9 protein-coding genes are annotated in these 13,382 nt (G+C 48.4%); 5 read left to right on the top strand and 4 right to left on the bottom strand.

From position 1 onward, the window contains the following. Positions 1-9: 9 nt before the first annotated feature. The 5 genes from H6F98_RS13590 to H6F98_RS13610 all read left to right on the top strand — a co-directional run bounded on the left by H6F98_RS13590 (position 10) and on the right by H6F98_RS13610 (position 3,819). Positions 10-798 carry a DUF1868 domain-containing protein gene (locus tag H6F98_RS13590; protein ID WP_192219233.1) on the top strand — a complete coding sequence of 263 codons (789 nt, stop codon included), beginning with the start codon at positions 10-12 and terminating at the stop codon, positions 796-798. Between the two features lie 33 nt (positions 799-831). Next, positions 832-1,473 carry a cobalt-precorrin-8X methylmutase gene (locus H6F98_RS13595; RefSeq protein WP_192219234.1) on the top strand — a complete coding sequence of 214 codons (642 nt, stop codon included), beginning with the start codon at positions 832-834 and terminating at the stop codon, positions 1,471-1,473. Between the two features lie 58 nt (positions 1,474-1,531). Beyond that, positions 1,532-1,894 (top strand): four helix bundle protein, encoded by a 363-nt coding sequence (locus tag H6F98_RS13600; protein ID WP_192219235.1) that lies wholly within the window; start codon positions 1,532-1,534, stop codon positions 1,892-1,894. Between the two features lie 37 nt (positions 1,895-1,931). Beyond that, positions 1,932-3,188 carry a precorrin-6y C5,15-methyltransferase (decarboxylating) subunit CbiE gene (cbiE, locus tag H6F98_RS13605; protein ID WP_192219236.1) on the top strand — a complete coding sequence of 419 codons (1,257 nt, stop codon included), beginning with the start codon at positions 1,932-1,934 and terminating at the stop codon, positions 3,186-3,188. A 70-nt stretch (positions 3,189-3,258) separates the two neighbouring features. After that, the gene (locus H6F98_RS13610; RefSeq protein WP_192219237.1) at positions 3,259-3,819 is read left to right on the top strand and encodes a Uma2 family endonuclease; all 561 of its coding nucleotides are present in this window, start codon (positions 3,259-3,261) and stop codon (positions 3,817-3,819) included. A gap of 328 nt (positions 3,820-4,147) precedes the next feature. On the opposite strand, the gene lysS is transcribed toward H6F98_RS13610, so the two are convergent. From lysS to H6F98_RS13630, 4 genes are all read right to left on the bottom strand, one after another. Further along, entirely contained in the window at positions 4,148-5,875 is a 1,728-nt protein-coding gene (gene lysS, locus H6F98_RS13615) for a lysine--tRNA ligase (RefSeq protein WP_192219238.1), read from the bottom strand. Between the two features lie 771 nt (positions 5,876-6,646). After that, the gene (bcsA, locus tag H6F98_RS13620; protein WP_192219239.1) at positions 6,647-9,283 is read right to left on the bottom strand and encodes a UDP-forming cellulose synthase catalytic subunit; all 2,637 of its coding nucleotides are present in this window, start codon (positions 9,281-9,283) and stop codon (positions 6,647-6,649) included. Positions 9,284-9,325: 42 nt separating this feature from the next. After that, positions 9,326-11,977, bottom strand: coding sequence for a cellulose biosynthesis cyclic di-GMP-binding regulatory protein BcsB (locus H6F98_RS13625; RefSeq protein ID WP_192219240.1), 2,652 nt, complete (start codon positions 11,975-11,977; stop codon positions 9,326-9,328). Positions 11,978-12,064: 87 nt separating this feature from the next. Continuing rightward, positions 12,065-13,372 (bottom strand): glycosyl hydrolase family 8, encoded by a 1,308-nt coding sequence (locus H6F98_RS13630; protein WP_242058525.1) that lies wholly within the window; start codon positions 13,370-13,372, stop codon positions 12,065-12,067. Positions 13,373-13,382: the final 10 nt, after the last annotated feature.

The following is a 13,382-nucleotide window of genomic DNA, read 5'->3' on the forward strand; positions in this document are numbered from 1 at the left end:
GGATCTAGATTGGACGAGACTTATCAAACTTATTTAAATCGAGTGGCACGGTTGGTGCTACCAGCAACCTATCAATCCCAGTTGCAGCACATCCAGGAGTCACCTAAGTTTAAGCATCTCCCGGATGGCACCAGCGAGGCAGCGCCTTTTCCGGGCTACACGGTGGTGACACCCCCTTGGGAAGAAGACTCAGAAAATGAAGCATTTTACGTCCAGTTGCAGGAACTCCAACAACTACTGTTACAGCAACTAGACACAGGCTTACTGGTACCCGTACCTCCTGCTAGCTTTCATTTAACCTTAGCGGACTTGGTTTGGGACAGTGCCTACCGTGAACGCAAAGCGGAAAATCCTCAGTATGACGAGCAACTCCATGAACGTGTCCAAGACAGTTTTCAGAAGTATCAGCACTCAGTTGCCAGAGGTAATTCCCTTGGCTGGCAGCTTTTAGGTTTAATGGTAAGACCTCGCGCCGTCGCGGTGTGTTTGATACCGAATAACGAAGACTCCTACAAGCGACTGTCAGAACTTCGCCGAGCGATTTATCAAAATCGGAGTCTCATTGGCTTGGGTGTTGAACAGCAGTATCACTTCACAGCGCACGTTACGCTGGGATATTTTGGCGAGATTTCACCAGAACTGGAACGCGATCGCCTTAGTGATACGCTAACGAAATTGAATCAACAAGCTTTACCCGATGAAGTCATTCCCCTGAATGTTCAACGGGCAGAGTTACGAAAGTTTGAAGATATGATGCGCTACTCCCGCGAGCCTGATTGGCCAGTAGTGGAGTTTTAAATTTCAGCTTACACGTTGCTTGGTTGTATCTCCATGCGATTGCCAATCCACCCGATTATGGAGCAGAGTTTTGCGGTGATTGACCGAGAAATCGGTGAACACCACTTCAGTCCAACTGAGTACAGCATTGTCCGACGAGTGATTCATAGCACGGCGGACTTTGAATTTACTCAGTTGGTTCACTTTAGTCAGGGTGCGAAGGACGCTACCACGTCGCACTGTGCGATCGCATCGGGTATTAAAGCTCTCCAGCAACGAGTACCAATTATCACAGATGTGGGAATGGTGAAGCAGGGGGTAGTTGGAATGGTAGAAAAAACCTTCAATAACCCCCTAATTGCTGCTGTAGAACTTGCCCCTGTCGCACTGCCAGGAAAAACCCGCACAGAAACTGGTTTATTGCAGTGCTTTGAGAAATTCCCTAATGCGATTTTTGTCATTGGCAATGCCCCTACCGCCTTGCTAGCACTGTGTAGCCAGTTGTCAACAGCACCGATTCAACCGTCGCTAGTGATTGGTGCGCCTGTTGGGTTTATCTCCGTTTTAGAGTCAAAGGCTGCCTTAGCCCAAACACCAGTACCTCAAATTCGCGTTGAGGGGCGCAAAGGAGGTTCTGCTGTTGCTGCTGCAATTCTTAACGCGCTTTTGGTTTTAGCTTGGGAAGCAGTGGATTAAGCGGTCAGCTATCAGCTATCAGCGGTCAGCTTTTAGATTTTCCAGATCGAGTAGGAAGTTGAAGAATTTTAGAGAGCTAAAAGTTTGGCACAAGAGTCATCAATTAACCCTTAACATCTATCAAGTCACAGCTCGGTTTCCCCAACAGGAACTTTATGGACTTACCAGTCAGATTCGACGTGCCTCGGCATCAATTCCAGCTAATATTGCGGAAGGATGTGGTCGAGGCAGTGATGCTGACTTGGCTCGATTCTTACAAATAGCAATGGGGTCAGCCAGTGAACTGGAGTATCACTTGCTGCTGGCTTGTGACCTTAATTTTATAGAAAGCTCACACTACCAACAGCTTAATAGTGATGTCACTGAAATCAAACGAATGCTGGCTTCGTTCATCCAAAAGCTGAAATCATCCAAAAGCTGAAAGCTGACCGCTGAGCGCTGAGCGCTGATAGCTAGAAATGACACCCGTACATGTAGTGGGAATTGGGTTAGATGGTGCAGCCGGACTGACGGCTGCCGTGCGGCAGTTGGTGGAGCAGGCAACGTTGTTGGTAGGAAGCGATCGCCATTTGAGCTACTTCCCAAGCCATACGGCTTCACGCTTAATACTGGGAGATTTATCTCAGGCAATTCGGGAAATTCGCAACCAGTTAGCAGCGGATGAACCCAATAGCTGCATTGTAGTGTTGGTTAGTGGTGACCCACTCTTTTTTGGCTTGGGACGCTTATTACTGGAAGAGTTACCACCGGAGCAATTGACGTTTTATCCTCATCTGAGTGCGGTTCAGCTAGCGTTTCATCGCGTAAAAGTCCCTTGGCAGGATGCTCAGGTTATTAGTGCCCACGGACGCTCTCTAGAGCAGTTGACGGCTGCCCTACAGCAGGGTGTGGAGAAGATTGCCGTACTGACAGATGGAACAAATACGCCAAATGCGATCGCACGTCTGTTTCTCGCTCTGGATTTAGCCAGTAGCTACGAGTTCTGGGTTTGTGAAAACCTGGGAGGTGCCGATGAGATGGTGCAGCAAGTTGCGGTGGATATGTTACTGCACGAGAGGTTTGCACCGCTGAATGTCGTTCTATTACTGCGTCAGTCTGAGCCAGCTCAAGCATTGTTGGATGTTGACTCTCTACCCCTACTGGGATTACCCGATCAGACGTTTGCTAGCTTTAGCGATCGCCCTGGTTTGATGACGAAGCGTGAGGTACGGATTCTTATCCTGGGAGAACTTGCGCTGCATCCAAGGCAAATTATTTGGGATATTGGTGCAGGAACAGGTTCTGTTTCCATTGAGATTGCCCGCTTGTGTAGCACATCTCAGGTGTATGCGATTGAGAAAACTGCGATCGGTAGTGCCTTAATTGGACAGAACTGCCAACGCCTTCATGTTAAAAACGTCGTTTCAATCCACGGTACAGCACCAGAAATTTTGAATCACCTACCAGCACCAAACCGCATCTTTATTGGGGGTAGCGGTGGTAACTTAACTGCCATTCTTGATAACTGTGAGGCTCGGCTCACTAGCGGGGGTATTGTGGTACTCGCTCTAGCAACCCTGGAACATCTTAATACAGCTCTCGGCTGGCTAAAGTTACACTGTTGGGATTACCACTTGCTACAAGTTCAGCTCTCGCGTTCTGTACCTGTAGGACAACTAACTCGTTTTACTCCTCTCAATCCCGTGACGATTTTAACGGTGACGCGATCGCATTGAGAGACATCTTCTTTCACTAGCTGATCGCTCGATAATGAAATTACTTGAGTAATGTTATGGAGAGGTTGTGATGTCTATTGAGCTACTCAGACGGCGCTTCACGATAAAGCAGTATCACCAAATGGCTGAAGCAGGTATCCTCACAGAGGATGACCGAGTGGAACTGATTCGAGGAGAGATTGTTGAGATGACCCCAATTGGCAGACGTCATGCAGCGTGTGTTGACCGTCTCAATGAAATGTTTATTCTGCGTCTGGCACAGGCGACAATAGTTCGAGTTCAAAACCCAGTTGAATTAGATGACAACTCTGAACCTCAACCAGATTTGGTATTGCTGCGACGACGCGCAGATTTTTACGAGGCAGGACATCCCCAAGCAGAAGATATCTTGCTGTTAGTGGAAGTTGCAGACACGACTGTCGAAGCAGATCGGGATGTGAAAATTCTTCTCTATGCGAATAGTGGCATTGCTGAAGTCTGGCTAGTTGATATCAACGCGCAATGCTTGGAAGTTTACCGACAACCTTCTGAGAATGGTTACCAAATTATTCACAAGTATTATCGAGGTCAAACGGTCACTATACAGGCTTTTCCTGAGGTTAGTTTTACTGTAGATGAAGTGATGGGCTAAGGCGATCGCATCTCTCTATTTTTGCTCCTATGTCAGGGTAATTAACTTGGAACTTGAGCCTAATAATTGCAACTCCAATTCTATGAAAACTTTAGCCAGTCTCCTCAACAAGAAGCCGGAGCAGTTGTCGTTGCCCTCAATCAAGCCCAAAAGTAGCTGCGGGATTTGACTACTGAAGAGCTTGAGAAATTCCTTGATCAACTTAAGCCTCAACTTGCTCGCGTTCTGGCTCAACTAAGACCAGGACAACGTTTGATATTTCAAAGTTAAGTCAGTGCCATTCCAGTTAAGGACGCACCGACGTGCGCCCTTACAATAAATTTGGGTATTAGACCTCTCGATCCTGACCGTATTTCTCCCGAATGTGTGTATTGAAGTATTGACCGACCGATGGGGCTATCTTTAGCGCCTGATACACGTTCTCAGGTACGTCATGGTACTTGTAGACGCTGCCACTATTGAACTCAACTCGTAAGGTTTGAGTTTTCTCGTCATAGTCGAAAGATTTAATCACATTGCTGGTATTCTTCAGCAGAGGGAAAGCGATGACATCCCGGATACTGGCACTATCGGTTAACAGCATCACCAAGCGATCGATACCGATGCCTTCCCCACCAGTAGGGGGCATCCCGTACTCCAGCGCTGTCAGAAAGTCTTCATCAACGCCCTGTGCTTCCAAGTCCCCTGCTGCCTTCCGTGCTGCCTGCGCTTCTAATCGTTCTCGTTGGTCAATTGGATCAGTCAACTCTGTAAAGGCATTTGCTGTCTCCCGCCCAACGATAAATAGCTCAAAGCGTTCCACTAGCCCTGGTTTTTCTCGATGCAGCTTTGAAAGGGGAGAAATTTCAACCGGATAATCTAGAACAAAAGTAGGTTGAATCAGCGTTTCCTCACACTTTTGCTCGAAGCATTCGTTGAGTAGCTTCCCAATTGATTGGCACTCGTCCACATCCTGAATGCCGACTTGTTGAGCCGCTGTTTTTGCTTCTTCAAGGGTTTGGAACTGAGTAAAATCTAAACCCGTCTTCTCCTGCACTAACTCATGCATCGTCACTCTGCGCCAAGGTGGTGTTAGGTCAATCACCTCACCTTGATAGGTTATTTGCAGCGTCCCCAAGACTTCTTGAGCAACGGTGGTAATGATTTCCTCCGTTAGCCGTATCATGTCGTTGTAATCGGCATAAGCTTGATAGAACTCAACCGAAGTGAATTCAGGATTGTGGCGGGTAGAAATGCCTTCATTACGGAAGATACGCCCTAGCTCAAATACCTTTTCAAATCCCCCTACAATAAGTCGCTTCAGAGGTAACTCTGTAGCAATCCGTAGGTACAACTCCATATCTAAGGTGTTGTGATAGGTGATGAAGGGACGAGCATCTGCACCACCCGCTTCACTCTGAAGCACGGGTGTCTCAATTTCGATAAAGCCTTGGTCTTCTAGGTAGCGCCGAATCACAGCGATAATTTTGGCACGGCGTCGGAAGGTTTCCCGGACATCAGGGTTAACAATCAAGTCAACATAGCGCTGACGATAGCGCTTTTCTGTGTCGGTCAAACCATGCCACTTGTCTGGTAAGGGCAACAGCGACTTGGTTAGGACGGTGTAGCGGCTGACATAGACCGAGAGTTCGCCTTTTTCCGTCCGTCGAATTGTTCCCTTGGCGCCGATGATGTCCCCAATATCTGTTAGCTGCTTGAGATGGTTAAAGGCATCTGGCACATCTGCCATTGTTTCGGTGATGCGCTTCTTATCTAAGTAGAGCTGAATCGTGCCAGTTTCGTCTTGTAGAGCGAAGAATGCTAGCTTTCCAAAGACTCGACGCGCCAAAATACGACCCGCGATCGCTACTTCAAATTCAGCAGCTTCTTCTCCATCGGACAAGTCAGCAAATTTCTCTTGGAGTTCTGCTGCGTGGTGAGTGGACTCCCAGTGGTAGGCATAGGGATTTTGCCCCAAAGCTTTGAGCTGTTCAACCTTCTCCAAGCGCATTGCCCGGATTTTTTCTAGATTTGACTGATCTTGCGGTTCTTCTTGTGGGGAAGCGGGAGAGGACATAGTAGGCGAATAACTAGAAGCTTGAATTGTAGGATACTAAGCGCATCCTTATCTTGACACTCACCGTAGCTTTAGCTCGGTGATTCTTGGGCTGATCGTGCGGTTAGTTACTTCCCGTCTTACCGAACATTCTTGTTCCTTGCAGAACACTCCTCAAGCTTAAATTTCCGTGTGTCCCACGGTATTTGTGGCGAGTCTTTCCCAATGCACCAAGCCGCCTCAAGCTCCACACTTGGCACAAATTTCAATTCTCTTCTCTCGTCAAAGGGGGGTCAGACGAACTTGAACATCCTTTTAGGTGAGAGCAACCTAGTTATTATTGTTATTTTATCACACAAGGCGCTTAAAAGCGCTCACTAGTTTTCATCCGTGAGCTAAAGCTGCACGGCTTTCAACGGCGTCAATAGTATAGTAATGGTAGCGTTCTGTGTGCCAGTGATTGGCTTCAATTGTGTGGAGTTCCGGATTGCTGTTGCTCGCTGACAAGAACGCGATCGCATTTCGCCTGTAGTTAAGATGAGCCGTAAAATCCTGGTATCTATTGCTCAGTTCTGTAGATTTGGCTGAGTTCGTCTAGTGTACTGACTGTTTTGATGGCTTCTGCGATCGCCTCTAATAACTCCACATTTTCAATTTCACGAATCTCCGGCAGCCGCTGTAACCCTGCACTACCGAATTTCAGCTTTAGGGAAAAGATTAAAGGAAAAAAGTAAAGAAAATTTATCTCTTTAACCTTTTCTCTTTCCGCTTGTCTCGGTTCTTACCTATTCCTCACTCCAATACCTGCAAAAGTTGTTTAATCTTATCGCCCTGTCGTTGCATGAACTTCTCTGGGAAGCTTAATTCAACGGCAATTTTCCGAGTAGTAGAGTGACCGTTGTCTGAAGCAGGTGACAGTTCTATGGCTACGATTTGAGCCAAAAAGCGCTTTGGTAGCGGACTGTTTTTTTCCTTACTCAATAGCAAACCTACAAGGGGTTTATCTTGTTGCATCCGCTCTAAGTCTTCTTCTCGAAGCATATTGCCAGAAGTGATGACATTGTTATCTAACTCCAGCCGTATACTTCTAGTCCCCAGTTCAGTAACTTCCCCAGGTAAAAAGTTTCCCTCGAAATATAACTGAGCAGCGGCTTGCACACGCTTGCGTACCTTCGTTCCAGTATCCGGTTGGAACTCGCGCAGTGAGCGAATCAAACTACTAGCAAGGAATCTGAAGGAAGCGAGGGGGCGGTCTACATCATCCCGCTTCTGAGAGTACCATTCATCAACATCGGAATAGATAACCAAGGCTAAAGCATCAAGTTGGCTGCGAGTCAGATTGACAAAATCAATTGCTAAATAGGTTTGAGTTTCTTTCGTCGGTTTCCCTCGGATAATTCGTCCATTTAGAAACGCCCGTGTTCCAAAATCTCCCACTAGCTCGACTTCCACTTCATCCGGCAAGTTGGGATAAGTATCTAAGGCAATCAGAACACCTGTTTCAGAGACATTAATGGTTTTACCAACCCAACTCTTATCAATGCTGTGAACTATAGCCGTTAGGCGCCGTTGTAAGCGGTGTGTCTGGCGCAGTTGCGGTTGCTCAAAAGCCACCACCAAAGAAGCGACCAGCAGAATTAAGTTAAAGATGCACCACATTGCGTTGACCAGAACTGCCTCAGTATCCTCTGGGCGTAGAATGAGCCAAAAGGGGACAGCAATTAGAGAAACAACGACGAGTGCAGCGACTACCAACAGACCCCGCACCGATTCCCAGTCAAAGTAGCGCTTCGTTACCGTTAGCCCTTTATCCGTAACGTTAAAGGAACCCAATTTAGGGTTAATCAGCGCCATGAATGTGACATATCCGGCTTGGAACGCCATCACAAACTCAAAAACCTCGTTCCAGAAGGAAAACCGAACCCCCTTGTAAGTGATGTAGTTGGTATTTAGAGCAAGGAGAATATGGGGGAGAGCATAGGCTAAGGTTTCAGAACCCAAACCTTGGATGGGGTTGATGCCAAATAGTAGGAATGCTGTGGGTGCGATCGCATACATCAACCGAGGGAAGCCATAGAAAAAGTGCGAAGTCGCACTAAAATAACAAAGGCGCTGCGCTAAGGTCAGATTCAGCTTGCGGTTGAACATTGGATTTTCCAACCGCAGAATTTGAGCCATCCCCCGTGCCCAGCGAACTTGCTGACCGACATAGGAGGAAAACTTCTCAGGCGCAAGCCCTGCTACCATAATTTTGTCGTAGTAGACTGACTCATAGCCCAGAGAATGCAGGCGAAATGCTGTATGACAATCTTCTGTAACTGTTTCTGTCGCGATACCCCCAACCTGAAGCGCATACTCTTTGCGAATCACAGCCGCTGAACCGCAGAAAAAAGCAGCATTCCAGAAGTCGTTACCTTTTTGCAGTACCTTGTAAAAAAGTTCATTACCCACCGGAACTTTACCCTTAGTGAGCAAGTTACGCTCGAAAGGGTCAGGGTTATAGAACCAGTGGGGCGTTTGCACAAACGCGACTTTTGGGTCGAAGAAAAAGCCCACCGTATGCTGGAGAAACTGCCGCGTTGGGATGTGGTCGCAGTCGAGGATAAGGACTAAATCACCATCAGTACGGCGAAAAGCCGTGTTGATATTACCCGCCTTAGCGTGTTCATTACTGTCCCTCGTTAGGAGTGTGCAGCCAATGTCTTGACAAACTTGGCGTAACTCTTCCCGACGGGCTTGAAAGGTTTCTCTTCGCGGGTCACCTTCCTTATACCGTTCTGGGCGACCATCATCGAGTATGTAAACACGTTTTTTATCGGCTGGGTAGTCAGTCGCTACAGCAGCCAATGCCGTCTTGCGAACAATTTCAACGTCTTCGTTGTAGGTTGGGATATAAATATCGACATTAAACCATTGGTCTTGAGGAAAATTGGCAAGATCAACGGGTTCGCGGTCTTTGAGTTTCAGGGTTTGAAAGTAGGCAAGTATCAGCGTCAAGATTGCATACAGTTCTGCCCCGAATAACAGCAGACAAAATAATCCGTTGAGCCAGCTATTAAAATTCAGGGTGTACGTCGTGCGGTAGTACAGGTAGCGTAGCGTTGTTACGATACTGAGCCACGCCAAAAACAAGTGCAGGTACTCGCTGGTTTTATGGTCGGACTGTTGAGACTCAACTTGCACAATGCTTTGACCAACCGCCACAAGAAACAAGGCAACAAGACCCTGCTGCCAAACTTTCAGTGGCGTAACAATCAAAGGAACGGATAGCAACAGCAGTAGCAACGTAATCCACTTCAACTGGTTCCATCCCAGGCGTGCCAACGCTCGATCAAAAAACCGAGGTAGACGTTCGACGAGCCAGACGGTTAACAAAGCACGAGGCTGCCGCCGCCGCATCAACCGAGTTCTGAATGAGGAAAATGCCATTTCAACAAGAGGGGTTGGGGACTAAGGATTGGGCCCGTTTGACTACGTCTTATCAGTAATACGCTTGTCAGTGATGCGCTTGAGATACAGTTGACTAATGCCATAAAGCAAGAGTGCTATTCCTACAACAGCGATAGGGAGTATGAACCAGTGTTCTTGAATGAAGCGAGATGCCTTACTGAGCAGAGTCGCATTCTCTATGCGGCTGGTTGAAGGAGCATCTTCCAGAAACTTAAGCTTGTAGGCATCAGGGTCATAACTAGAGGGATTTTCTTGGTTGCTGCTAATTAGTACCGTATCCTCTCGAAGTTGGAAGAACCAGGGGTCTTTGTTGATGACTTGCCGCACCTGGTCTAAACCACTCTCCCTCTGAGCGGTGAGAGCCAATAATACGCGATCGCGGTTTGCCGGAGAGACTATTTGCTTAATCATGCCTTCCGAATCCGGCCAAGTGTTGATGCTGCCTTGACTCCACTGACGTGACAGCGCACTACCTAAGCGAAAGCCACCCGATTCAAACACTTCGGGAAAAGGGAATTTTTCCCGAATCCCAATTCCGACAAGATGATGGCTCTTGCGGATATCGGGAGGCAGTGTACTCGCCGTATAAACCGCTAGCTGTACTGAATCTGCTCGACTCAGCCGTCCCAAGCGTTCACTAGCAGCAAGTAGCGTCAGCAAATCCGCATCCGAGGGAGGGTCTGGGACAACCATTGCTGTACTCGACAAATCCTGAGGAGCTGTAAATGGATAACCCGATCGCAACAGTTTTAGATCTGGCAGTTGTGCAAAGGTATCTCGGTTGAGATTGAAGCTAGTGTCTGAGTGCAGGGTACCCGTTAGTTGTTGGTCAGTTACCCTACCGCATTTCGCGGGTTCTCTAGAATTAAGGCGGAACGCTACTGTGAGTTTGGAGTTGGACTGAATCAACTCGGCAGGCAAATCCACCTTTAGGCTTTCTCGATTCCCTCCTTTGTCGGAATTTAACCGTGCCCCGCCGATGAAAACATCATCCAGTAATACTTCTACCGCAGAAGTTCTCGGATTCACCTGCGGCCCGTAGCTGTAACGCAGGGTCATCGAACTCCCCCGCTTAAATCGGTCATCCGGTAAAGCCCGAAAATCGATCTCAATCGGCGGTGCCCCAGAACCTCGAACCGTGACATCTTTAAATGGCTCACCGTTAACTTGAGTTTTGATGTCGCTGAGGGCAAAAGAATTCTTGTCTGGTAAGTAACGGGGCCACTGACGAGGCGGAGGTGCTGACACTTCCTTAAGGTCGGAGACTAAGATTGCCTGACCTGTGCCAATTTTACTGGGGTCTGGCTGTACCAAAAACTGTGCTGCCTTAGCAACACCGACTGGTCCATTTCCGGTAGCGACTAAAACAGGGACACTACCGTCTTGAGCTGTCGCCAGCATCAGTACGCCAACATCATCAGGTAAAGGACTCTTATTCCCATCCAGAATCTGGTTACCTGCAATGCTATAGGGTAGATCCAAATCCTCTAAACCCGGCTGATCTTCCGGAGTACCAATAATCACCAATCGCTCGTTTGCCTCTACTTGGTCAATATCTTCAACCAAACGAGTTTCAATCGGGCGAAAATCAGCAAGTCTACCTAATGCAGCTTGAAGACGGGGGGCGGCGGTTAACCAAGCTTCACCGAGTTTCGGCAGCAGGTAAGCGATGCGATTCGGCTCCAAACTGAGTTCGTCAAAGAATGGATAGGGATAGCCACTAAAACTTAAGGGAACGGCTTGAGACTGGTATCCCAACACCAACTTTGAGTCGGGTAAAATCTCAGTCCAAAGGGTCGGGTCGCTTGGGTCACTGCATTGGGGGTCGGTATTTTGCTGGACGACAACGGAAAGGTCATTGTAGTCCTGAATTACACCGGGCGGGATATTGAACGCCACACTTCCCACCTCTGCCTCTTTGCGGTTCAGCGGTACACTGCCTACACTGCGATCGTTAACTCGCACGGTTAGGTTGGAGCGATTGGCAAGCAAGGAGGGTGAGTGCTGGAAGCGGATGAGTGCCTTAGCCGATTGCATCTTCCAGCCATGGGGACGGGTAAAGCCCAGTCGCGCTTCAGAATAGATACCCTGTAAACGGAAGCGATTGCCTACAACAGGAGAGCGATTAAACTCCAAAACATATTGACCTGTTGGGAGCGTCTCAGCGGTAGAAGTGTCTTCAATTGGACTATCTTCTACTGTCTCTTGTACAGGCTCACGGCGACGAGCCGGAGCTGGTTCGTCTGCTACAGGTGGAGGGGCAGAGCGAGGTGCAGGGCGTGGGGTGACATTTTGACGTTGTTGTGGTGCTGATTGCCGCTGTTGTGGTGCTGGCGCAGGAGACGTTTGCCGTTGAGCGGGGGGGACAGCTTGCCGTTGGGGTGAGGACGGACTTTGCTGTTTGGGAGGGGAAGCGGGTCGAGGCTTGTAGACAGGGGGTTTAGCTGGAGAACTGGGTAAGGCGTACTCGCGGATAAATTGGTCTTCCTGCTCTTTGAGATTACCATCACTTTGAGCAGTGACCAGGGTGGTTGTTATCCCCAGTGTTAAGACCACCACACTACAGAGTAGGAACAGCCACAGGAGTAGACTTGCGATCGCAGATCGAGGACTTCGTTGTCTGCGATTGGCAGTAGTAGTTGTGGGTTGAGAGTGACCAAACAAGCGTTTCATGGAAGTAAGTTCACCTTGGTGGCGAGGCGGTCAGTATTTTTAATCAATTAACTTTAGTGATGCTAAATATCCCTGAGGACTTTTCGATTAGGGTTGTAGGAGTTGAGGTTGAATGGCGGTGGGAGGTAAAAGCCCTAGCCCAGCTAGGTTCTGGATGTAATAAGCGGATTCATCATCCCAAATCCCTTGGTTATATCGAGGTAAAAGTTTCTGCTCTAACAGTTGTTCAGCCGTATCTGGGTCAATTAACTGGAAGGCGGGATATAGCATCGCATATTGAGAAGTTGCCTCGTAATTTACTGTCGGTTTCCCCTGAAGATTAATTCGTGCTGGAATCCGCGATGAAGATCGCAGTTGCGTTTGGAGATGCTTCGTGGCAGTGCGTAGATAGCGATCGGCTTCCGGTGACTGGAACAAAGCCGAATCCCAAGCAACCCGCCACCAAACGCGGTAGGCATCGAAACTGTAGACGCTCTGAAGTTGGCTAGAGCTTGGGATTGGCTGGAATTTCCCCGTTTTGGTGTCGAGTGCGATCCAATCGCTTGGCAAGCCCACGGTAGAAACCTGAGAAGACTTTTCGAGAACTTCATAGCTACTGTCTACTAAACTCAACCAATCATGGTCGGGGTCAACCTGAGCAAACAGGCGAAAAGCATAAGGCGCCAGGTAAGACGGGTTGAGGTATAGGGTAGATGGCGAGGGGACAAAGGCTTCTACAGGCCCAGGTAAGAGATAACGCTTGCCTTTTGGCTCGGCTATCGTGGAAAATTTCCACAAATCATTGAGTTTGGTGCGTGCTAGCTCTAGGTATTCTGGGCGATTCCAGCGACGTGAGGCAAGGATGAGAGCTGTAACGGCATCAACATCGGCATCGCTGGCAAAATTTTTGTCAATGGGTCCCCATTTACCCGCTTGATTCTTTCCCCACTTCCAAGCCCAAAGTTGGTCAGTGGGTTCGCCTTTTGCTCCCACGCGCTTGAGGTTTTTTTCTGCCCAGTCTAAGGTAAGGGCAAAGGTAGTAGGGTCATCGAGGATTACTGCCCGCAGCATGGCGTAGGCTTGTCCTTCAGAGGTTGAGCGATCGCTTGCTTCAAAGTCAATCACTCGCCCGTCTTCTTGAATAAATTTGTCTCGGTAAATCAACCAACTTTCTTCGAGCAGTTCCCGGTTAGCGGTCGCTTCGGGTAGGGATGGGGAACTGGCGACAGGCAATGCACTTGTCTGTGGGGAGGCTTCTGGTGCTTCGGGGGAAGCTGTTTCGGGGGGTGGTGTAGAGGAGATGGAAATACAGCCAGCTAAACCCAATAAAATGGTAGTGGTGGTAACGCTCTTGAGAAACCACCGAGGCTTTTTGGCAAAAGCCATCAATCTTAGTACCCGAACTAAAACCAGCATTTTCACAATC

This window comes from Microcoleus sp. FACHB-SPT15, from assembly GCF_014849525.1.
Taxonomy (GTDB): domain Bacteria; phylum Cyanobacteriota; class Cyanobacteriia; order Cyanobacteriales; family Coleofasciculaceae; genus Symplocastrum; species Symplocastrum torsivum.

Coding starts and splice junctions, on each gene's coding strand:
- H6F98_RS13595 (WP_192219234.1), top strand. CDS start 832: ATGCGATTGCCAATCCACCCGATTATGGAGCAGAGTTTTGCGGTGATT.
- cbiE (WP_192219236.1), top strand. CDS start 1,932: ATGACACCCGTACATGTAGTGGGAATTGGGTTAGATGGTGCAGCCGGA.
- H6F98_RS13610 (WP_192219237.1), top strand. CDS start 3,259: ATGTCTATTGAGCTACTCAGACGGCGCTTCACGATAAAGCAGTATCAC.
- lysS (WP_192219238.1), bottom strand. CDS start 5,875: ATGTCCTCTCCCGCTTCCCCACAAGAAGAACCGCAAGATCAGTCAAAT.
- bcsA (WP_192219239.1), bottom strand. CDS start 9,283: ATGGCATTTTCCTCATTCAGAACTCGGTTGATGCGGCGGCGGCAGCCT.
- H6F98_RS13625 (WP_192219240.1), bottom strand. CDS start 11,977: ATGAAACGCTTGTTTGGTCACTCTCAACCCACAACTACTACTGCCAAT.
- H6F98_RS13630 (WP_242058525.1), bottom strand. CDS start 13,372: ATGCTGGTTTTAGTTCGGGTACTAAGATTGATGGCTTTTGCCAAAAAG.